Source organism: Acinetobacter sp. 22323 (assembly GCF_052044895.1).
GTDB lineage: Bacteria > Pseudomonadota > Gammaproteobacteria > Pseudomonadales > Moraxellaceae > Acinetobacter > Acinetobacter schindleri.
On record NZ_JBQEOL010000008.1, the window covers coordinates 84,794 to 105,460 of the forward strand.

The 20,667-nt window shown below is 42.6% G+C and carries 18 protein-coding genes and 1 pseudogene; 10 read left to right on the forward strand and 9 right to left on the reverse strand.

Translation table 11 applies throughout. The features are described 5' to 3' along the window. Positions 1-2: 2 nt before the first annotated feature. The 6 genes from ispC to rimO all read right to left on the reverse strand — a co-directional run bounded on the left by ispC (position 3) and on the right by rimO (position 5,532). Positions 3-1,199, reverse strand: a complete 1,197-nt coding sequence (gene ispC, locus ACTJIX_RS07140) for a 1-deoxy-D-xylulose-5-phosphate reductoisomerase (RefSeq protein WP_004812652.1) — start codon at positions 1,197-1,199, stop codon at positions 3-5. Then, positions 1,200-2,024, reverse strand: a complete 825-nt coding sequence (locus tag ACTJIX_RS07145; RefSeq protein ID WP_004812650.1) for a phosphatidate cytidylyltransferase — start codon at positions 2,022-2,024, stop codon at positions 1,200-1,202. 3 nt (positions 2,025-2,027) lie between these two features. Next, on the reverse strand, positions 2,028-2,780 hold the full coding sequence (gene uppS, locus ACTJIX_RS07150; RefSeq protein ID WP_004812649.1) for a polyprenyl diphosphate synthase: 753 nt from the start codon (positions 2,778-2,780) through the stop codon (positions 2,028-2,030). A gap of 7 nt (positions 2,781-2,787) precedes the next feature. Further along, positions 2,788-3,342, reverse strand: a complete 555-nt coding sequence (gene frr, locus ACTJIX_RS07155) for a ribosome recycling factor (RefSeq protein WP_004812648.1) — start codon at positions 3,340-3,342, stop codon at positions 2,788-2,790. 77 nt (positions 3,343-3,419) lie between these two features. After that, the gene (gene pyrH, locus ACTJIX_RS07160) at positions 3,420-4,148 is read right to left on the reverse strand and encodes a UMP kinase (protein WP_004812647.1); all 729 of its coding nucleotides are present in this window, start codon (positions 4,146-4,148) and stop codon (positions 3,420-3,422) included. A 40-nt stretch (positions 4,149-4,188) separates the two neighbouring features. Beyond that, entirely contained in the window at positions 4,189-5,532 is a 1,344-nt protein-coding gene (gene rimO, locus ACTJIX_RS07165; protein WP_004812646.1) for a 30S ribosomal protein S12 methylthiotransferase RimO, read from the reverse strand. Between the two features lie 351 nt (positions 5,533-5,883). Between rimO and glnL the strand changes: the two genes are divergently transcribed. Further along, a complete protein-coding gene (gene glnL, locus ACTJIX_RS07170; RefSeq protein WP_004812645.1) occupies positions 5,884-6,993 on the forward strand; it encodes a nitrogen regulation protein NR(II) in 1,110 nt (369 codons plus the stop codon). Then, positions 6,980-8,452: a nitrogen regulation protein NR(I) gene (gene glnG, locus ACTJIX_RS07175; RefSeq protein WP_004812644.1), complete on the forward strand. Its 1,473-nt coding sequence runs from the start codon at positions 6,980-6,982 to the stop codon at positions 8,450-8,452. The genes glnL and glnG overlap by 14 nt, the downstream gene beginning before the upstream one ends. Positions 8,453-8,511: 59 nt before the next feature. Here glnG and ACTJIX_RS07180 read toward each other — a convergent pair whose 3' ends face one another. The 3 genes and pseudogenes from ACTJIX_RS07180 to mnmG form a co-directional block, all read right to left on the reverse strand. Next, positions 8,512-8,838 (reverse strand): hypothetical protein, encoded by a 327-nt coding sequence (locus ACTJIX_RS07180; RefSeq protein ID WP_004812643.1) that lies wholly within the window; start codon positions 8,836-8,838, stop codon positions 8,512-8,514. Positions 8,839-8,965: 127 nt separating this feature from the next. After that, positions 8,966-10,177: pseudogene (gene mhpT / locus ACTJIX_RS07185) on the reverse strand (3-(3-hydroxy-phenyl)propionate transporter MhpT). Positions 10,178-10,483: 306 nt separating this feature from the next. Continuing rightward, positions 10,484-12,364: a tRNA uridine-5-carboxymethylaminomethyl(34) synthesis enzyme MnmG gene (mnmG, locus tag ACTJIX_RS07190; RefSeq protein ID WP_004812636.1), complete on the reverse strand. Its 1,881-nt coding sequence runs from the start codon at positions 12,362-12,364 to the stop codon at positions 10,484-10,486. Positions 12,365-12,629: 265 nt separating this feature from the next. Between mnmG and ACTJIX_RS07195 the strand changes: the two genes are divergently transcribed. From ACTJIX_RS07195 to purD, 8 genes are all read left to right on the forward strand, one after another. Next, positions 12,630-12,974, forward strand: a complete 345-nt coding sequence (locus ACTJIX_RS07195; protein ID WP_004812635.1) for a hypothetical protein — start codon at positions 12,630-12,632, stop codon at positions 12,972-12,974. A 126-nt stretch (positions 12,975-13,100) separates the two neighbouring features. Further along, positions 13,101-13,991, forward strand: coding sequence for a bile acid:sodium symporter family protein (locus tag ACTJIX_RS07200; protein ID WP_004812632.1), 891 nt, complete (start codon positions 13,101-13,103; stop codon positions 13,989-13,991). 81 nt (positions 13,992-14,072) lie between these two features. Next, positions 14,073-14,960, forward strand: coding sequence for a bile acid:sodium symporter family protein (locus ACTJIX_RS07205; RefSeq protein ID WP_004812629.1), 888 nt, complete (start codon positions 14,073-14,075; stop codon positions 14,958-14,960). Between the two features lie 135 nt (positions 14,961-15,095). Next, positions 15,096-15,998: a 50S ribosomal protein L11 methyltransferase gene (prmA, locus tag ACTJIX_RS07210; protein ID WP_004812628.1), complete on the forward strand. Its 903-nt coding sequence runs from the start codon at positions 15,096-15,098 to the stop codon at positions 15,996-15,998. Positions 15,999-16,012: 14 nt separating this feature from the next. Next, the gene (locus tag ACTJIX_RS07215) at positions 16,013-16,891 is read left to right on the forward strand and encodes a DUF3426 domain-containing protein (protein ID WP_004812626.1); all 879 of its coding nucleotides are present in this window, start codon (positions 16,013-16,015) and stop codon (positions 16,889-16,891) included. A 400-nt stretch (positions 16,892-17,291) separates the two neighbouring features. Continuing rightward, complete coding sequence (gene fis, locus ACTJIX_RS07220) at positions 17,292-17,561, forward strand: DNA-binding transcriptional regulator Fis (protein WP_001086304.1); 270 nt, start codon at positions 17,292-17,294, stop codon at positions 17,559-17,561. Positions 17,562-17,655: 94 nt separating this feature from the next. Next, positions 17,656-19,230: a bifunctional phosphoribosylaminoimidazolecarboxamide formyltransferase/IMP cyclohydrolase gene (gene purH, locus ACTJIX_RS07225; RefSeq protein ID WP_005221736.1), complete on the forward strand. Its 1,575-nt coding sequence runs from the start codon at positions 17,656-17,658 to the stop codon at positions 19,228-19,230. A gap of 127 nt (positions 19,231-19,357) precedes the next feature. Next, complete coding sequence (gene purD / locus ACTJIX_RS07230) at positions 19,358-20,641, forward strand: phosphoribosylamine--glycine ligase (RefSeq protein WP_005221734.1); 1,284 nt, start codon at positions 19,358-19,360, stop codon at positions 20,639-20,641. Positions 20,642-20,667: the final 26 nt, after the last annotated feature.

The window sequence follows — 20,667 nt, forward strand, 5'->3', positions numbered from 1 at the left end:
GCTTAACTTCCTTTATTCACAACGAATTGACGGGCGATATCACGCGCCTGCCGATCAGCCTGAAGAATCACTTCCAGCTGATCTGCTGTCCGATTGTCCATCGAATTCAGCGTATATTCAACTATCTGAGGTATTTGAATGAAAGTAATTTTTTCATGCAAAAATGCTGCCACGGCAATTTCATTGGCTGCATTCAGAATAGCAGGCGCAATCCCGCCTTGCTGCATTGCCTGGCGTGCCAGTTTTAATGCAGGAAAACGCTGGGTATCCGGTTGCTGGAAATTCAGTTGTGAATGTACAAATAAATCTAATGGAGCGACATGCGTACTGATCCGCTCTGGCCATGCCAAGGCATGTGCAATCGGGGTACACATATCCGGGTTACCCATTTGCGCCAAAGTTGAACCATCTACATATTGAACCATGGAGTGAATAATACTCTGTGGATGCACGACAACTGTAACAAATTGTTCTTTTACTGCAAATAAATGACAGGCTTCAATCAGTTCCAAACCTTTATTCATCAAGGTTGCTGAATCTACTGAAATTTTTTGACCCATTGACCAGTTTGGATGTTTGCAGGCTTGTGCTGGTGTGACCGTCTGCAGCTGATCGAAAGTATGATTTAAAAATGGACCACCAGAGGCAGTTAACAGAATCTGCTGTACACCCAGTTTTGGCTGACCGTTACGCTCAGCATCGAAGTAATTCGCCGGCAAACACTGGAAAATTGCATTGTGCTCTGAGTCCACAGGTAGCAATAAAGCCCCATGATCACGAGCAGCCTGCATCATAATATCACCAGACATCACCAAAGCTTCTTTATTAGCCAACAGGACGCGTTTTCCCGCTTTGACCGCAGCCAATGTCGGCAAAAGGCCAGCTGCACCAACAATCGCCGCCATGACTATATCTACTTCTGGATGTTCAGCAACAGCAATCAAGCCTGCTTCATCTGGTAAAATTTCTATTTCGGATAACTGTTGCTGTTTCAGCAATTGTGCCAGTTCATCTACTTTAAAGGCTGGCACCACAGCGATTTTTGGTCGAAACTGCTTACAGATCTCGACCAGTTCAGCAATACGGCTTTGTGCAGTCACAGCATATACGCTGTAAGCTTCAGGATGTCGCTGCAGGATTTTTAAAGTACTTTGCCCAATAGAACCTGTAGCACCCAGTATACAAACAGCTTGTGACATTTATAAATCTACGCCAATTAGTTTTAAGACATACATGCCTGCAGCAAAAATCGGCGCTGCAGCCAGGAGAGAATCAATACGGTCCAATACACCACCATGTCCTGGCAGAATACGTCCCGAATCTTTAATACCAGCACGACGTTTGATCATCGATTCAAACAGGTCACCAAGTACAGAACTAAAGACTGTTAATACTGATAAAATCAGGAATAAAAGCAGTTCGGGAATACTGATATCGAGATAAAGTAATGTGACTGTAATGACAATCAACATGGATGTGACGATTCCGCCATACAACCCTTCAACCGATTTGTTTGGACTAACTTTCGGTGCGAGCTTTTTATTGCCGAACTTGCGTCCAATAAAATAGGCACCACTGTCTGCCCCCCAAACCAGCAAAAACAGATACATTAACCACCAAGGTGAATGCTGCCAGACTGAATAGATTGCAGTGACCGCCGCCGAGATCAGGATCACACCAATGCCATTTAAAGTAACATTGTACCAGCCATCATATTCAGGATAGGATTTAACCCAATAGATGCTGAGGATCCAGGTCAAAATCGATGCCGCCCAAAGCAGCATGGAGATGTCTGAAAAATAGAGTGCAAGTGCTGAAAGAACTGCTGTGAGTAAGCCATAACCCCAAGCAAACGGCTTAATTACTTTTTCCCCCTGATGTGGCATGAGTTTAAACCACTCATAACCTGCCACACCTGCAGCAACGACCATCAACACAAACATTGGGTAATATGCAGTAGTGGCAAACATACAACTGAGTACAACAGCCACCAAAACCAATGCGGTTATAATCCGCTCTAACATGTATTAATTCTCAAGTTTCTCTTGCTGAATCTGTTCTGATGTCTTACCAAACCGACGTTCACGCCCACCAAATACGGCAAAGGCATCGTCAAGTTCTTCCGTGGTAAATTCTGGCCATAAGGTTTCAGTAAAATACAGTTCCGCATAAGCTGCCTGCCAGAGCAGGAAGTTTGACAAGCGGAAATCTCCACCGGTACGGATTAACAGATCCACAGGTGGTAAATCACTAAGACTTACATATTGACCAAAAACATCAGCATTAATTGCATCAAGTTCTAATTTATTTGTTAAAACATCCGCAGCAATTCGCTTCGCAGCCTGCGCCATATCCCACATACCACCATAACTAATGGCAATAGTGAGCGTCATGCTATCGAACTTAGCAGTCCTTTCCTCAGCATGCAACATCAAAGCTTGCAACTCTGGAGATAAACGGCTGCAATCACCAATAAAGCGCAAGGCAATATTGAATTTTTCCATGCGCGGTAACTGTTCATGGATGGTGTCTTCGAGCAATCGCATGAGCAGATCCACTTCATACTGCGGACGATTCCAGTTTTCACTCGAAAACGCAAATACAGTTAAAGCCTGGATTTTTCTTTTTCTACAGTGTTCTACAATTGGATCAAGGACGCTTTTACCTTCACGGTGTCCTTCACCCTTTTGCATCTGATTTTTTTTGGCAAAACGATTGTTGCCATCCATGATGATGGCAACATGTTTTGGAAGACGGGAACTCTCTTCAGAAAAGGTCATTGATGAATTAGACCTTCATCAATTCAGCTTCTTTTGCAGCCAAACGTTTATCAACTTCAGCAACATATTTATCGGTAATTTTCTGGATTTCGTCAGAAGCACGACGCTCTTCATCTTCAGAAATTTCTTTTTCTTTCAATAAAGCTTTGATATCGCCTAAAACATCACGACGAATGTTACGGATCGCAACTTTAGCGTTTTCAGCTTCGTTACGCGCAACTTTCTGCATGTCACGGCGAGTTTCTTCAGTTAACGCAGCCATTGGTACACGAATTGCGTCAGCAGTAATTGGGTTAAGCCCTAAATCTGATTCACGAATGGCTTTATCAATTGCAGCAACCATTGAACGCTCAAATGGTTGAACCAGCAAGGTACGTGAATCTTCAACACCTACGTTTGCAACCTGGTTCAATGGCACGTCAGAGCCATAGTAAGGAACCATAACACCGTTCAGAATCGATGGATGTGCACGTCCAGTACGAACTTTGGCAAAACCATGCTCCAACGAGTCAAGTGACTTGTTCATACGGTCTTCTGCGTCTTTTTTAAGATCGTTAATCATATGATCTTCCTTACTTAATTCTAAAAAATGTAAAAGCTAAATTTTGACTAGTATAAAGTGCTTCAAGGTTCACGTCATCAATTGGTAACGTGAGTACCCTCTTTTTCACCCATCACAACGGACAATAAAGCACCAGACTTGTTCATGTCGAAAACTTGTAGCGGTACGTTATGATCACGGCATAGGCAAATCGCCGTTAAATCCATCACACCCAGTTTTTCATCAAGCACTTGGTCAAAGGTTAAGGTTTCGTATTTAACAGCATCTTCAAATTTGCTTGGATCTTTATTATAGACACCATCAACTTTGGTTGCTTTCAGAATCAGGTCCGCTTCAATTTCAATACCACGCAAGCAAGCTGCTGTATCAGTGGTAAAGAACGGGTTACCTGTACCTGCAACAAATACGCAGACTTCACCACGCGTCAGGTGACGAATCGCATCACGGCTTGAGTAAGATTCTACAACGGTGCCAATTGGCAATGCTGAAAGTAAACGTGTCTTGATGTTACGGCGTACCAGCGCATCACGTAATGCCAGACCGTTCATCACGGTTGCCAGCATACCCATCTGGTCACCGGTTACACGACCAACCAGACCATCTTTCTGCAACTGGCTACCACGGTACAAGTTACCACCACCGACAACAATACCGACCTGTACACCCAATCCAACCAGGTGTGCAATCGCTAAAGACATCTGGTCAAGGATTGGTGCATCAATACCCATATCCTTATTGCCGGCAAGCGCTTCACCTGAAAGTTTCAGCAAAATACGGCCAAAACGCGGCTTTTTAGAATCCAACATCATCAAACTCCAAATTATTTCATTTAATTTTATCTAGGTATTAGGCTGATTTAATCGAAATCAGTTTTGCAAACAGGTCATATTCGTCTGCATCGGTAATTTCGACTTCAAGCAAAGCACCTGTCTTAATCAGGCTCTTGTCGATATCTTCAACAAATACATTCCCATCAATCTCTGGTGCATCGGCATAAGAACGTGCTACAGCAACCGGGAATTCCTCTTCCAGATCATCGACTAGCACTGTCATTTTCTGACCGATACGCTTTTGCAGCTTGGCTGCTGAGATCGCTTGCTGCACCTGCATGAAACGTTCATAACGTTCTTGCTTGATTTCTTCCGGCACATGATCTGGCAGATCATTCGCTGCTGCACCTTCAACTGCTGAATAAGTGAAACAACCCACACGATCCAGCTGAGCTTCCTGCAACCAGTCCAACAACATTTGGAAGTCTTCTTCGGTTTCACCCGGGAAGCCCACTACAAATGTCGAACGCAGCACCAATTCAGGACATTTTTCACGCCATACTTTCAAACGTTCTAATGTATTTTCACTGTGCGCAGGACGCTTCATCAGCTTTAATACTTTAGGACTTGCATGCTGGAATGGAATATCCAGGTATGGCAGAATTTTGCCTTGTGCCATCAGATCAATCACCGCATCCACATGTGGATATGGGTAGACATAGTGCAGACGCACCCAGATGCCTAACTGACCCAGCGCTTCACACATATCATAGAATTTGGTCTTAACTGGCTGACCATTCCAGAAGTCAAGTTTGTACTTGGTATCCACGCCGTAAGCAGAAGTATCCTGGGAGATGACGAGTACTTCTTTGACACCTGAACGTTTTAGCGCTGCAGCTTCTTCAAGCACAGAACCGACTGGACGCGATACCAGATCACCACGCATGCTTGGGATAATGCAGAAAGTACAACGGTGGTTACAGCCTTCTGAAATTTTCAAGTACGCATAGTGTTTTGGAGTAAGGCGAATGCCTTGCTCAGGAACCAGATCAATAAATGGATTATGTTTTGGCGGTTCAGGGACATATTGATGAACCGCATCCATTACTTCTTCATAAGCCGCAGCACCAGTCACTTTCAGGACATTCGGATGCATTTGGCGAATCTTGTCTTCGTCTTTACCTAGACAGCCCGTCACAATCACGCGACCATTCGCGCTCATCGCTTCACCGATGGCGTCTAGAGACTCTTGTACTGCAGATTCAATAAAACCACAGGTGTTTACCACTACTAAATCAGCACCGTCATAATCCGATGCGACATCATAACCTTCAGTCTTCAACTGAGTTAAAATTCGTTCAGAATCTACCAATGCCTTAGGACAACCTAAAGAAACAAAACCGACTTTGGGGGACTTCATGAATCTGCGCTCCACTAGAATGCGCGTATTGTATGTCTTTTCGAAACATAAAAACAGTTGAAATGGAGACTGATTACATCAAGCACCAAAATAAAGCCATAAAATATTCAATATAATTATACATGCACCAAAATTGAACATTTATGATTTACATGCTGATTTTTATCAGCTATACCATTAACAAATCATGCATCTTCATGACCCCACTTCCATTTCATTGCAATAATTTAGGGATTATTTAAAAAGTTGGCGTGCATTTTGCTTAATGTGCATCAAATGAGAACTTAAGACTTTAAATTTTGCTTTATGAAGATGCCATTGCGCTATTTTAATACAGGAAAACCATCGCTAATGGATCAGCCCCTTTCCATCGACTATCGCCTTTTGGTGGACAACCTGACCACTGCTGTCATGCTGATTGATAGCAACCTGAATATCTATTACCTGAACACTGCCTGCGAGGCCATGTTCGATATCAGCTTGTTACGCGCATTTGGCACACCGGTATTAAATATCCTGCAAGCCCCTACAGATGAGTTCAATACTGAAGAGTCGCTGTATAACACCCTGCATACTGGACAACCTTATACCCGCCGTGAAGCGACCATTATTGTCAATTTTAAAGATATTCATGTGGATTACACGGTTTCGCTACTGAATGCAGGCAAACCACATCACCCCTTATTGCTGATTGAGCTGAATCAGCGTGACCGTATGTTGAAAATCTCACGTGAAGAAAACTATATTCAGCAACATCAGGTGGCGCGCCAGTTGATCCGTGGTGTAGCACATGAAATCAAGAACCCGCTTGGTGGTATTCGTGGTGCAACACAGCTTCTCGCACGTAGCCTGGATGATCCGAAATACAAAGAATTTACAGATATTATTATCAGTGAAGTGGATCGCCTGAGAAATCTGGCGGATAGTATGCTGGGTTCACGTCAGTTACCAAGCTATGAAATGGTCAACGTCCATGAGCCTTTAGAACGTGTCCGCTCACTAATTGTAAATCAGACCAAAAAGAAAATTAAAATCACTAGGGACTACGACCTGTCCCTGCCAGAAGTTTTAGCAGACCGCGATCAGCTGATTCAGGTCATGCTGAATATCTGTGTGAATGCGGTTCAGGCGATGACTGAAAACAAAGACTTCTTTGTCGAGCATCAGCCTGAACTGATTTTAAGAACCCGTATTCAGCGTCTATATACTATTAATGGTGTGATTCATCGTTCAGTGGTACGCATCGACATTGAAGATAATGGTCCGGGTGTACCAGACGATATTATTGAAGCCGTTTTCTACCCGCTTGTGACCAGCCGTGCCAAAGGAACCGGCCTGGGCCTCAGTATTGCTCAAAATATAATGCACCAACATAACGGAATGATTGAATGCCAGTCAGTTCCAGGAAAAACCGTATTTAGCTTATTTTTACCTTGGGAGTCAGATCATGTCGCGAAATAAAATATGGGTGATTGATGACGATCGTGCCATGCGTTGGGTACTCGAAAAAACATTCAAAGAAGAAGGTTTCGACGTTACCAGTTTTGAAGAAGCCCAGTCAGCACTTGATCAGCTGAGTGTGGATGCACCAGATGTGATCCTGACCGATATCCGAATGCCGGGTATTGATGGCTTAACCTTTTTAGGTAAGGTCAAGAATACTAATCCTGATCTGCCTGTCATAATTATGACGGCGCACTCGGATCTGGAATCAGCGGTATCCAGTTATCAGACCGGTGCCTTCGAGTATCTGCCAAAGCCATTTGATATTGATGAAGCGCTAGCATTGGTGAATCGTGCCATCCTGCACATCACCAAGTTACAGCAACAGGAATCTGCAAAAGCGACTCCAACAATTCAATCGACTGAAATTATCGGTGAATCTCCTGCAATGCAGGAAGTATTCCGCGCTATCGGCCGTCTATCTCAGTCGCATATTACTGTTTTGATTAATGGTGAATCAGGTACAGGTAAAGAATTGGTGGCACATGCTTTGCACCGCCATTCACCACGTAGCAATAAGCCATTTATTGCCCTGAACATGGCCGCGATTCCGAAAGACCTGATTGAGACTGAATTGTTTGGTCATGAAAAAGGCGCTTTTACCGGTGCAAATACGCAACGTCAGGGCCGTTTTGAACAGGCCAACGGCGGTACGCTGTTCCTGGATGAAATTGGTGACATGCCATTTGAAACACAAACTCGTTTGTTACGTGTCCTAGCTGATGGTGAATTTTACCGTGTAGGTGGTCATATTCCAGTCAAGGTTGATGTGCGTATCGTGGCAGCAACTCACCAGGATCTGGAAAAACTGGTACACGATGGCCGCTTCCGTGAAGACTTGTATCACCGCCTGAATGTAATTCGTATTCATATTCCTAAACTGGCACACCGTTCTGAAGATATTCCAATGCTGGCACAGCATTTCCTGGCACGTGCAGGCAAAGAGCTTGGTGTCAATCCGAAGATTCTGCGTCCTGAAACTCAGGAATATATGCAAAAGCTGCCTTGGCAAGGAAACGTGCGTCAGCTGGAAAATACCTGTCGCTGGTTAACGGTTATGATCACAGGTCGTGAAGTTTATCCAGAAGACTTGCCACCTGAACTGAAACAGATTCCTATCCAGCAGGACAATGGTGCACCAATTCCAAATCTGAATCAGGTTGCTCCGCATCATTGGGATGAATTACTGAACCAATGGGCAATTCAAAAGCTAAAAAATGGTGAGATGAAGATTCTCGACATCGCAACACCAATGTTTGAACGCACTCTGATTAATGCAGCCCTTCAGCAAACTCGTGGCCGTAAACGCCATGCTGCTGAGCTTTTAGGTTGGGGTCGAAATACATTGACGCGCAAACTTAAAGAGCTGGGTATGGACAGTGCAGATGATGATGTTGAAGAAGAAGTTGAAGGTTAATTTTTAAAGTTAGCCACAAAAAAGCGCCAATTGATTTGGCGCTTTTTTCATTCTGAGATTTAAGCAGTAAGGCCAATATAACGTGAATAACCTTCCACACCCAGATCCGATTTTAAAATTATAAATTCCGGATAAGTACTTGCAGTCAACTCTGCGAACATATTGACCTGATCATCATTGGCATGTAAATCATCCACAGTATGTTGCATGGTCTGTTCAAACTCATCAGTGATGTATTCAAAACCAATATCCATGGCAATAAACAGGGTATGTTCACAAGGCTGGACATATTGCTCTTCTTGCCAGTTAATAATCTGTTGCTGGCAATGTAGGCAGGTAATATTGTCGGTCGCGTCTATATCCAGCTCAATTAACTGATAGCTCATATCTCAATTTCGTTTTTTAGTTCAACTTATATTAACAAAAACTACCTGTTAAATAATCTGTCTAAATATCTTCAAATAAAAAAAGCCAGCCATCAGACCAACTTTTTTCATAGATAGATCACTTAAATTAATGCTTGTTTTTTGTCTTATAACGGGACAGAGCAGTGACTGCCACAGCAGAAATCACCACAGCCGGCAAGCTGGCCCACAGAATACCTGTTGTTCCCAAGCCCAATGCCAGAATCTTGCCAGATAAAAGTGGACCAGTCATGGCACCCAAACGCCCGAGTGAAATCGCACTTCCCACTCCCGTAACTTTACCTGCCCCTGAGTAGAAGATTGGAGAAATACCATACAGGATAGATTGGCCACCGGTAGAGAAAATTCCACCCATTAAACCGGCCAGGATCAGCAATGGAATCACTTTACTGGTAAAGAGCAGAATCAATACAATTGCCAGGCCTACATAAATGATAGCAGCCACTTGCCAGAGTTTCAGGCGATCTAATAAATAACCTAGCCCTAAAGTACCAATTACAGCACCAACCTGGAAGATCAGCATGATACTAAAAGCTTCCTGCTTGGAAAGCCCCTGTTCCATCAGTAAATTTGGTAACCAGCTGATCAGGATATAGTTAATCATTAAGGTAAAGAAAAAGCCGAACCACAATGGCACAGTACGTTTATATTGTTCCTGTTTAAACAGTACTTCAGCCATATTGGGTACTGCGATCTGTTGCTCAGTCGTTTAGGCTTTAACAGCACTCGGTTTATCTATTAAAATCAAAGCTATGAAAGGCAGCAGGACCAATGGTGTCAAACCACCGATCAGGAATAGTGTTTGCCAGCTAATGTCCTTAAAATAGATTGCCAGCCCGGCAACAAAAATCGCACCTACAGGCAAACCACAATACATTAAGCTATTCAGCTTACCCCGGTTAAGTTCAGTCGCCTCATCCCCCACTACTGAAATCATGGTGGGCATCGCAGCCCCTAAGCCCAACCCCGTCAGGAAACGTGCCGCATATAAAATTTCAATACTTGGTGCGATCGCTGTAAGTGCAAAGAACACCCCGAAAATAGCCACTGACAGCATTAAGACTCGTTTCTGACCTAAATAGTCCGCGATTCGCCCACCAAAGAAAGCGCCGAACAACATACCAAAAACGCCGAGACTAAATACATAGCCCATTTGCACCTGATCAAGTGCAAACGTTTCTGCAATACCTTTGGCTGCAATTCCAGGGGCTTGTAAATCAAAGCCTTCAAAAAATGCGACCTAGAAACACAAAAATATCACCAGAAATTTTTGTATTTTTTCCTTTTGTGTCAACATCATGATTCATCTTCCTCAATTCCAGGCTTTTTTTGGCCTAGCCCACTGCCTAATTGTTAATCTAATCCTTTCGAATAAATAGCACTACAATGGTAGGATTTGAAATGTAAGGATTTGCTTTTTCACCTCCAAATAAGACTTAAAAACAATGACAGTGATTCTATTTTTAGATGAAAAATTATCAATATTATTATTTTTCAATGATTTATTTTATTGGTAGCTTTTAACTATGGAATCATTCATCTCGGTGATTATTAACTTTTATTTATAAAAAAACCCGCATTACACGGGCTTCTTTAATTCAAAATCTTAAGCAGATTTTTTTGTTTGTGCATTCTTGCGAATCGTAATCATCACCAGTTGAACTGCAGCAGGGGTTACACCCGGAATACGGCTTGCTTGTGCAAGCGTTTCAGGACGAACATCTTTTAACTTCAAGGTAATTTCACGAGAAAGACCTGAAACGATGTCATAGTTAAAATCAGTAGGAATCTTGGTTTCTTCCAAACGCTTCATTTGCGCTACATCTTGGTGCTGACGGTTAATATAACCTTCGTATTTCACCGCAATCTCAATTTGGTCGCCTACTTGAGCTGACACGTCAGAACCAGTAAGTTCTGCAATTTGAGCAAAGCTAATATTAGGACGTTTTAATAAATCAATTGCAGAACATTCTTTAGAAAGATCTGCACCTGTCATCTCAACGAATTTTTTACCCATTGGATTGTTTGGCGCTGCCCAAAGATGTTGCAAACGACCTGTCTCACGCTCAACCGCTTCCATTTTCTCGCAGTAAGCCGCCCAACGCTCATCATCCACCAGACCCATTTCACGACCGATTGGTGTTAAACGTTGATCCGCATTGTCTTCACGTAACATCAAACGGTATTCCGCACGTGAAGTGAACATACGATACGGTTCTTTAGTACCTAAAGTAATTAGGTCATCAACTAGTACGCCCATGTATGCTTCATCACGTTTTGGTGTCCATTGCTCTTGATCCCACGCACGACGTGCTGCGTTCAAGCCTGCAAGTAAACCTTGCGCACCTGCTTCTTCATAACCTGTTGTACCGTTGATTTGACCTGCAAAGTACAAGTTATTAATCGCTTTGGTTTCCAAAGTGAATTTCAACGCTTGCGGGTTGAAGTAATCGTATTCAATCGCATACCCTGGACGAAGAATGTGTGCATTCTCCATACCACGGATTGAGCGCACCAATTCAAACTGCACATCAAATGGCAATGATGTTGAAATACCATTTGGATACAACTCGTGCGTATCTAAACCTTCAGGCTCAAGGAATACTTGGTGAGAGTCTTTATCGGCAAAACGATGAATCTTGTCTTCAATCGATGGGCAATAACGTGGACCCACACCTTCGATTACACCAGTATACATTGGTGAACGGTCTAAACCGCCACGGATAATGTCATGAGTTTTTTCATTGGTATGTGTAATCCAGCAGTTCACTTGTTCAGGGTGCATTGAAGCATCACCCATGAATGACATGGTCGGAGATGGGAAATCACCCGGCTGTGGTGTCATTACAGAGAAATCAACTGAACGTGCATCAATACGTGGGGGCGTGCCTGTTTTTAAACGACCGACTGGAAGTTGAAGTTCACGTAAACGATGCGCCAATGAAATTGATGGTGGATCGCCTGCACGACCACCGCTTGATTTTTCAAGACCGACGTGAATCACACCACCTAAGAATGTACCTGCAGTTAACACCACAGTTTTCGCATCAAAGCGAATACCCATTTGGGTTACTACACCTTTAACGGTATCGCCTTCAACAATCAGGTCATCCGCTGCTTGTTGAAAAATATCAAGATTCGCTTGGTTTTCTAATGTTTCACGAATCGCAGCTTTATAACGTACACGGTCAGCCTGCGCGCGCGTCGCACGAACCGCAGCACCTTTACGTGAGTTTAAAATTCGGAATTGGATACCGCCTTTGTCAGCAGCAAGTGCCATTGCACCGCCCAAGGCATCAATTTCACGCACCAAGTGCGATTTACCAATACCACCGATGGCTGGGTTACAGCTCATCTGCCCTAAAGTCTCAATATTGTGAGTTAAGAGTAAAGTCTGTCGACCCATACGCGCCGCAGCCAATGCTGCTTCCGTACCTGCGTGACCGCCACCGATCACAATGACATCGTATACTTTAGGATAGTGCATAGTGGTATTTGAGAGATTAAAAAAGGATAGCCGAAGATTATAGCAAAAATTGCAGAATAGTTGACAAATTCAGTGGAATTAATTCAAGGTCACCCTATCGTATTTTTATAAACCTTCTTAATTGTCACTTAATCTTTCATTTTTTAGCAAAACACCGATAAATCAATACATAGAGCTTGTATTGGTTACCTGATCGCAATTGTATGCAGCTGAGTATTTTCTAAGATGTAAATTTGACGCCACACGAAGAAAAAAGGTGAAATAAATGGATAAGAAAATATTATTTTCAATAATGCTCGGTGCACTATCAGTAACAGGCATGGCAACTGCAAATGATAAGGTTGCTAAAGTTTACAATCCAGATTTGTATCAAAAAGTCTGTAAAGGCAAATCAGCTGGTGATGCCGTAACTTTTGCTCATCGTGGTATTATCTGGAACGGAACCTGTGAACCACAGTTTTTTTCCAACTCTAAAACAACCTTAATGGGTGATGAAGCTGAAATTTACAGTGCTTGTCAAGACGCTTCTGGAAACACCACAACCACCGTTAATGGTCAGGAAATTAGTGGTAAATGTGCCTTGGGCTTCACTCCTCCTCGACCTAAATAAAGCTCTTTGAAGTGATACAAGAATAAATGGGCAAAATTGAGGTTTTGCCCATTTTCTATTGATTATTTAATAATTTACGTTAAACTTAATTTAAAAATGAAGATCCAATAATAAAAAGGACATTCTATGGATTCGGTATTTTTTGTTTTTTTATTGCCGGTACTGCTGGCAATTTTAATGATGGGGTTAGGACTTGAATTACGCGTCAAGGATTTTATTCGTGTACTCAACTATCCTAAGGTCATTTTTATTGCCTTATTTATCCAGCTGATCCTGTTGACCAGTCTGGCTTTTCTGATTTGTATCATATTGGATTTGCCGCCGCTACTGGCAGTGGGTTTAATGCTGCTGGCAGCCTCTCCGGGTGGACCAACTGCCAATCTTTTCAGCTACCTATATAAAGGTGATTTAGCGCTTAACTTCACCCTCACTACAATTAATACTTTTATATCGATCTTCACCCTGCCTTTTATTATTAATTTATCCTTACATTTTTTCCTGGGCAGTGACGATACCATTACCATGCCAGCCATGAAGATGGTTCAGGTATTTTTTATCATATTACTTCCTGTTATCTTCGGTATGGCATTACGGGCTAAATTCCCAAGGCTCACAATCACTGTCAATCGCTCAATGCGTATTTTCGCAATTGGCTTCCTCATTGCATTATTTGTATTTGCAGTCGTACGCGAACGCCATAATCTGATGGAATATTTCAATAGCATCGGAATCGCAACCGTAATTTTTGGCTTTTCCAGCCTGTTTATTGGTTATTGCCTACCTTTACTGCTTGGTATTCCAGACCGTCAGGCACGTGCTTGTACCTTTGAGGTGGGCATTCATAATACCGCTGTTGCCATAACTATCGCTATTACCGTATTAGGCAATAATACTATTGCCATCCCTGCGGGTATCTATACTATTGTCATGTACACTCTTGCCACCTTTTTTGGCATTATCCTGAGCCGTCAACGCATCATTTATCAGAAATCTAAGCATCGTTTATCAGATTTGTAAACACGCTATGTAAACCATAATTTCCTCTGTATGCTGGACTTAAAAATAGATAAAAAAGACATTTAAATAAGGAGTATACAGATGGATTCTGGCTTTATTACCATATTGTTACCACTGGCTTTAGCGATCATTATGATGGGGCTTGGACTTGAACTTACCCCACGTGACTTTAGCCGAGTTACCCGCCATCCCAAAGCTGTACTCATCGCACTTTTCTGTCAGCTGATTATCCTAGTGGGAATCGCCTTTGCACTATGTAAACTACTAGCTTTACCACCACTGTTATCAGTCGGTTTGATGCTCTTGGCTGCTTCTCCAGGCGGTGCCACAGCCAACCTGTTTAGCTACCTATTCAAAGGTGATCTAGCACTGAATATTACTTTGACAGCAATCAACTCAGTCATTGCTGCAATTACCCTGCCTTTAATTATTAACTTCTCGATCTTGCACTTCATGCAGGATGGTCAGCAAGTTGGCCTGCAATTTGGCAAAATTCTGCAGGTCTTTGCGATTATTCTGATTCCAGTTGGGATTGGCATGCTGATTCGTCATTATGCACCAGGTGTGACAGCAAAATTGAATCGACCACTGCGGATTTTTGCTATTACTTTTCTGGTTCTTATTATTGTCGCAACCATTGTGAAGGAACGTGCCAATATCAGTGAATATCTGACTCAAGTCGGACTGGCAACTGCCTTATTCTGTATCCTCAGCCTTGGCATCGGCTATCTGGTTCCACGACTCCTTAACATTAATAGCGCTCAAGCACGCGCCAGTGCTTTTGAAATCGGTATTCATAACAGCACTCTTGCCATGACCATTGCCCTGACCGTAATTGGCAGCTCAGCAGTAGCAATGCCAGCGGCAGTTTATTCGATTTTTATGTATATATTTGCTGCAATTTTTGGCACTTTACTGAATCGACTTGCACCGCTTCAGGTACAAAAACCCCTGACAAATCTAGATTAGATAAAGTCTAAAACCTTTAAAAGGATGTCTCAGGCATCCTTTTTTTTATTTACACCTGCACAGCAATCTAGCCGCACAAAAACCGGAACTTCCGTTACAATAGCTTTTTGAAAAGATATACATAAGGTTATTTCTGTGAAGTGGTTACAAATTCATATTACGGTTGATCAGGCTCAGGTTGATTTCACTGAAACATTACTCAGCTCGCTGGGTGCGGTGAGCGTGACGCTGGATGATGCTGAAAATCAGGATTTACTTGAACCACTTCCAGGTGAAACACCGTTGTGGAATAAAGTGATTGTTACCGGTATTTATGCACAAGAAGAAGGCGAAGAAATCGATGTCGATGCACTCGAAACCTTTATTCGTGCACAAATGCCTGAAGCGCCTATCCGTCATGAATTTCTGGAAGATCAAGCTTGGGAACGCACCTGGATGGATGCTTATGAACCAATTCAGATTTCTGACAAGTTCTGGATTGTGCCAGAATGGATGGAACCACCTGAAGCAGATGCAGTAAATATCAAGCTCGATCCTGGTCTAGCTTTTGGTACAGGCAATCATGCTTCTACTTTCCTCTGCCTGCAATGGCTGGGAAAAACAGATCTCAAAGACAAAATCGTCATTGACTATGGCTGTGGTTCAGGCATTTTAGCGGTTGCTGCCCTGCTACTTGGCGCGAAAAAAGCATATGCAACCGATATTGATCCACAAGCAGTCTTAGCCACCCAACAAAATGCTGAACTTAATGGTGTACTTGATCGGCTTTATGTAGGCTTACCGGAAGAGTTTAACGAAGAGCTTGGTGCAATAAAGGCAGATGTTTTCGTTGCCAATATCCTGGCAGGTCCACTGATGATGCTTGAACCGCACTTTGCAGAATTGGTAAAAGCTGAGGGCGAATTCGCACTTGCGGGTGTTATTGAAGAACAAGTTACTGATGTTACTAGCATTTACTCTAATCATTTTGATATATTAGAAGTAGCGAAGCGTGATGAATACTGGTGTCGAATTTCTGGTAAACGCCATAAGAATTAAATAAGCGTGAATGTATGAGTGATAAACGAACCCTCTGCCCGACTTGTTCCACAATCTACAAAGTAACGGTTGCTCAGTTAACCATTGCTCAGGGTATGGTTTGTTGTCCCAAATGCACCACCTCATTTAATGCACTTTCTCATCTGGTGACCGAACCTCAGCCTTCGACCACTGGCACCCCCCCTGAAGCTAATGTTGAGTCTCTTAGTCCAGCTCAACCTACATCACAATTTGATGCAGACTTATATAACAGCAAGATTTCTTCTCGCCTCAACAATCTTTTACATATTTTTGATGAAAAAGTTGAAAACTCGAATATTGATCTCAAAACCTATTTGAATAATCTAAACTATTTTAGTACCGAGCCCATCAGTGCCCTTCCAGCCATGAACTGGGAAGAAGATACACATGACAGAAGTCAGCGCTCTATCTTGCAATATATTGGCTGGACAGCAATAAATGTATTATTACTCGGCATATTGGTTTTTCAGTTCTTCTGGTTTAATCCACAGTACTTAAAGAATAGTCATGTGATGGGTACAGCGTTTAATGCTGTTTGTGATGTATTCAATTGTTCTAATATGGAAGAACATTACGACCTGATTAATACCAGGAATGTTAAAGTCACGGCATCAGATTCAAAACAAACCCGATTTACAGGTGAACTGATCAATTATCATGATCGCAGCCTGGCCATGCCAGTTTTGCGTCTCGACTTAAAAGATAATGGGGTGATTACTGCTTCCTATACGCTTTCACCTTCAGAATACCTGATTGAAAGTTTAGTGAGCATCCAGCGTATTCCAAAAAATAGTCCTTTTAAATTCGACTTTCAGGTTCCAGTCAAGCGAAAAAGTTTCGATAGCTATAGTTTAGAAATAATTCGTCCTTGATATTGAAAAAAACTATCAAAAAAGATAAAAAAACTAAAAAAAAATGCAGTTTTCTTGCTCACTTTTTTGTAGACAATGGTATTATACGCGCCACGAAAGCTATGTGCTGCCAACTCTTCGCTAATTTTTCACAACAAATACAGTCTTGCTAATGCGCTCTAACACTTATTGCGTATCATGCAGATTTTTTTGTTTGATTTTTGGTCGGTAACAAAAATTTAACAATTGTTACGCTTATATTTCGACCAACTGGCTGAGATGTGTCAAGCTACATGCTCAATGTAATGACCATGTTTTAGAGCTTCTGTTTTAGGATCTAAAACAGAAGCTCATTTAATTTATAGACCACTTTTATATATCACTTTACCCAAGTGGTATTTGATTTTTCGGATTAATTCGCATGAATAGCAAATCTCCTATTTTTACTGCACAATCTGATGTCGCTCTTCGTATTCACGTAGATCGCGCAGTTCGCCACTATTTTGCACAACTGCAAGGCGAGCAACCTTCTCAGGTGTATGACATGGTGCTGGCAGAAATGGAGAAGCCTCTTCTATCTGTAGTTCTAGAATATACGCGTGGTAACCAGACCCGCGCTGCTGAAATTCTCGGCTTAAACCGCGGTACTTTGCGTAAAAAGTTAAAAGCACACGGTTTAATGAGTGAATAAATGATAAAATGCTTGCGTTAATCGCAGGCATTTTTTTTGACTGTAAATTAGCTATTTAGATTTAATCTGTTCCTTGGTAACTGTGACGAAGATCATGACTATTAAACGCGCTTTAATCTCTGTTTCCGACAAAACCGGTATTGTCGAGTTTGCACAAAACCTTGCTGCTCTAGGGGTAGAAATTTTATCTACTGGCGGTACATATAAATTGTTGAAAGACAATAATGTCGCTGTAGTTGAAGTTTCAGAGCACACTGGTTTCCCAGAGATGATGGACGGCCGTGTTAAAACACTACATCCGAAAATTCATGGCGGCATTCTGGCCCGTCGTGGTCTAGACGAAGCTGTGATGGCTGAACACAACATCGATGCGATCGATCTTGTTGTTGTTAACCTATATCCATTTGCTGCGACTGTAGCAAAACCAAACTGTTCACTTGCTGATGCGATCGAAAACATCGACATCGGTGGTCCGACTATGGTTCGTGCTGCTGCAAAAAACCATGCTTCTGTCGGTATCGTAGTGAATGCATCTGACTACGCAACGGTAATTGCTGAGCTTAAAGCGGAAGGTGCTTTATCTTATGCAACCCGTTTTGACCTGGCAGTGAAAGCATTTGAACATACTGCGCAATACGATGGTATGATCGCATCTTACTTAGGCGCTCGCGTAGGTGTCGAGGAGGGTCAGGCTGACAAATTCGCGCGTACTTTCAATACACAATTGAACAAAGCTCAAGATTTACGTTACGGTGAAAATCCGCATCAGTCTGCTGCATTCTATGTAGATCCAGCTGCAACTGAAGCTTCTGTTTCAACTGCAAAACAGTTACAAGGTAAAGAACTCTCTTATAACAACATTGCGGACACAGACGCTGCACTTGAATGTGTTAAATCATTTGCAAAGCCTGCTTGTGTCATCGTTAAACATGCCAACCCATGTGGCGTTGCAGTATCTTTAGACGGTATCAAAGCTGCTTACGATCTTGCTTATGCAACTGATCCAGAATCTGCATTCGGCGGCATCATTGCATTCAACCGTGAATTAGATGTTGAAACTGCACAAGCAATTGTTGACCGTCAATTCGTTGAAGTAATCATCGCTCCTAGCGTTGCTGAAGGCGTGCTTGAAGTCACTGGTGCGAAGAAAAATGTACGCGTACTAGTATGTGGCGAACTTCCAAAGATTGACGAACGTGCTGCACAACTTGACTACAAACGCGTAAACGGCGGTTTGTTAGTTCAAGATCAAGACTTAGGCATGATTACTAAAGATGATCTTAAAGTTGTGACTAAACGCGCACCAACTGAACAAGAAATTGATGACATGATCTTCGCTTGGAAAGTTGCTAAATACGTGAAATCTAACGCGATTGTTTATGCGAAAAATCGTCAAACCATTGGTGTGGGCGCAGGTCAAATGAGCCGTGTCAACTCTGCTCGTATTGCTGCAATCAAAGCTGAACATGCAGGTCTTGTGGTTGAAGGTGCTGTAATGGCGTCTGACGCATTCTTCCCATTCCGTGATGGTATTGATAACGCTGCCAAAGCTGGTATCAAATGCATTATCCAACCGGGTGGTTCTATGCGTGATGAAGAAACAATTGCAGCAGCTGACGAAGCTGGCATTGCAATGGTATTCACAGGCATGCGTCACTTCCGTCACTAATTGATGGATTAAATTGTAATGACAATGTCATTTACATTAAGAGACATAGATTTCTAATCTTGCATAAAGTCCTCTCCTTTAAAGGTTGAGGACTTTATGTCATTTTCGATTCATGGAGTATGAACCGATGAATATTTTAGTTTTGGGTAGTGGCGGTCGTGAACATGCATTGGCATGGAAAATCGCACAAGATGAACAAGTTACACAAGTTTTTGTTGCACCGGGAAATGCGGGTACAGCAACTGAACCAAAATGTGAAAATGTCGCACTGAACATTTTAGATAACACCGCAATTATCGACTTTGCTAAAAACAATGCCATTGAGTTGATCATTGTTGGCCCAGAAGCACCACTGGTAAATGGCGTAGTCGATGCATGTCGCGCGGCAGGTGTGAAAATTTGGGGCCCTACCCAATTTGCTGCTCAGCTGGAAGGCTCTAAAGCATTCGCTAAGCACTTCTTAAAACGCCATAACATTCCAACAGCTTTCTACGATGTATTTACCGAAGTAGATGCAGCGAAAGCCTTTGTAGAGAAAAATGGTGCACCAATCGTGATCAAGGCTGATGGTCTTGCTGCAGGTAAAGGCGTGATTGTTGCCATGACCAATCAAGAAGCATTTGATGCGATTGATGACATGCTGGCTGGCAACAAATTCGGTGATGCGGGTTCACGTGTAGTCATCGAAGAATTCCTTGCAGGTGAAGAAGCCTCTTTCATTTGTATGATTGATGGCGACAACATCTTGCCAATGGCAACATCACAAGACCATAAGCGTATTTTTGAAGGCGACCAAGGTCCAAACACCGGCGGTATGGGTGCTTACTCACCTGCGCCTGTGGTGACGGCTGACGTGTTTGAAAAAACCATGAATGAAGTGATGCGTCCTACCGTTGAAGGTATGAAAAAAGACGGTCATGTTTATACTGGTTTCTTATATGCTGGCTTGATGATTGACGACAAAGGTCAACCAAAAGTGATCGAGTTTAACTGTCGTTTTGGTGACCCTGAAACTCAGCCAATCATGATGCGTTTAAAATCATCATTAGTTGATTTGGTTCAAGCAGGTATCGAAGGCAACTTACCTGCCGAAGCTGAATGGGATGAGCGTAAAACTGTTGGTATCGTGCTTGCATCTCGTGGCTACCCTGAAACGTCTAGCAATGGCGATGTGATTTCAGGTTTAGACACTGAAATGGCAGATGCGAAAGTGTTCCATGCAGGTACGAAAGCACTTGAGAATGGCGATATCGTAACTGCTGGTGGTCGCGTACTTTGCGTAACTGCACTTGGTAACACCATTGGTGAAGCTCAAGCCAAAGCATTAGAGCTTTGCGAAAAAGTGACATTCGACGGCGTTCAATATCGTAAAGATATTGGTTATCGCGCAATTGCACGTGAAAATGCTTAATTTGATTTAAGCATAAAAAACCCCGA

Coding starts and splice junctions, on each gene's coding strand:
- uppS (WP_004812649.1), bottom strand. CDS start 2,780: ATGACCTTTTCTGAAGAGAGTTCCCGTCTTCCAAAACATGTTGCCATC.
- ispC (WP_004812652.1), bottom strand. CDS start 1,199: ATGTCACAAGCTGTTTGTATACTGGGTGCTACAGGTTCTATTGGGCAA.
- fis (WP_001086304.1), top strand. CDS start 17,292: ATGAATAGCAAATCTCCTATTTTTACTGCACAATCTGATGTCGCTCTT.
- ACTJIX_RS07215 (WP_004812626.1), top strand. CDS start 16,013: ATGAGTGATAAACGAACCCTCTGCCCGACTTGTTCCACAATCTACAAA.
- purD (WP_005221734.1), top strand. CDS start 19,358: ATGAATATTTTAGTTTTGGGTAGTGGCGGTCGTGAACATGCATTGGCA.
- glnL (WP_004812645.1), top strand. CDS start 5,884: ATGGATCAGCCCCTTTCCATCGACTATCGCCTTTTGGTGGACAACCTG.
- ACTJIX_RS07145 (WP_004812650.1), bottom strand. CDS start 2,024: ATGTTAGAGCGGATTATAACCGCATTGGTTTTGGTGGCTGTTGTACTC.
- frr (WP_004812648.1), bottom strand. CDS start 3,342: ATGATTAACGATCTTAAAAAAGACGCAGAAGACCGTATGAACAAGTCA.
- ACTJIX_RS07205 (WP_004812629.1), top strand. CDS start 14,073: ATGGATTCTGGCTTTATTACCATATTGTTACCACTGGCTTTAGCGATC.
- ACTJIX_RS07180 (WP_004812643.1), bottom strand. CDS start 8,838: ATGAGCTATCAGTTAATTGAGCTGGATATAGACGCGACCGACAATATT.
- mnmG (WP_004812636.1), bottom strand. CDS start 12,364: ATGCACTATCCTAAAGTATACGATGTCATTGTGATCGGTGGCGGTCAC.
- ACTJIX_RS07200 (WP_004812632.1), top strand. CDS start 13,101: ATGGATTCGGTATTTTTTGTTTTTTTATTGCCGGTACTGCTGGCAATT.
- purH (WP_005221736.1), top strand. CDS start 17,656: ATGACTATTAAACGCGCTTTAATCTCTGTTTCCGACAAAACCGGTATT.
- rimO (WP_004812646.1), bottom strand. CDS start 5,532: ATGAAGTCCCCCAAAGTCGGTTTTGTTTCTTTAGGTTGTCCTAAGGCA.
- ACTJIX_RS07195 (WP_004812635.1), top strand. CDS start 12,630: ATGGATAAGAAAATATTATTTTCAATAATGCTCGGTGCACTATCAGTA.
- pyrH (WP_004812647.1), bottom strand. CDS start 4,148: ATGTTGGATTCTAAAAAGCCGCGTTTTGGCCGTATTTTGCTGAAACTT.
- glnG (WP_004812644.1), top strand. CDS start 6,980: ATGTCGCGAAATAAAATATGGGTGATTGATGACGATCGTGCCATGCGT.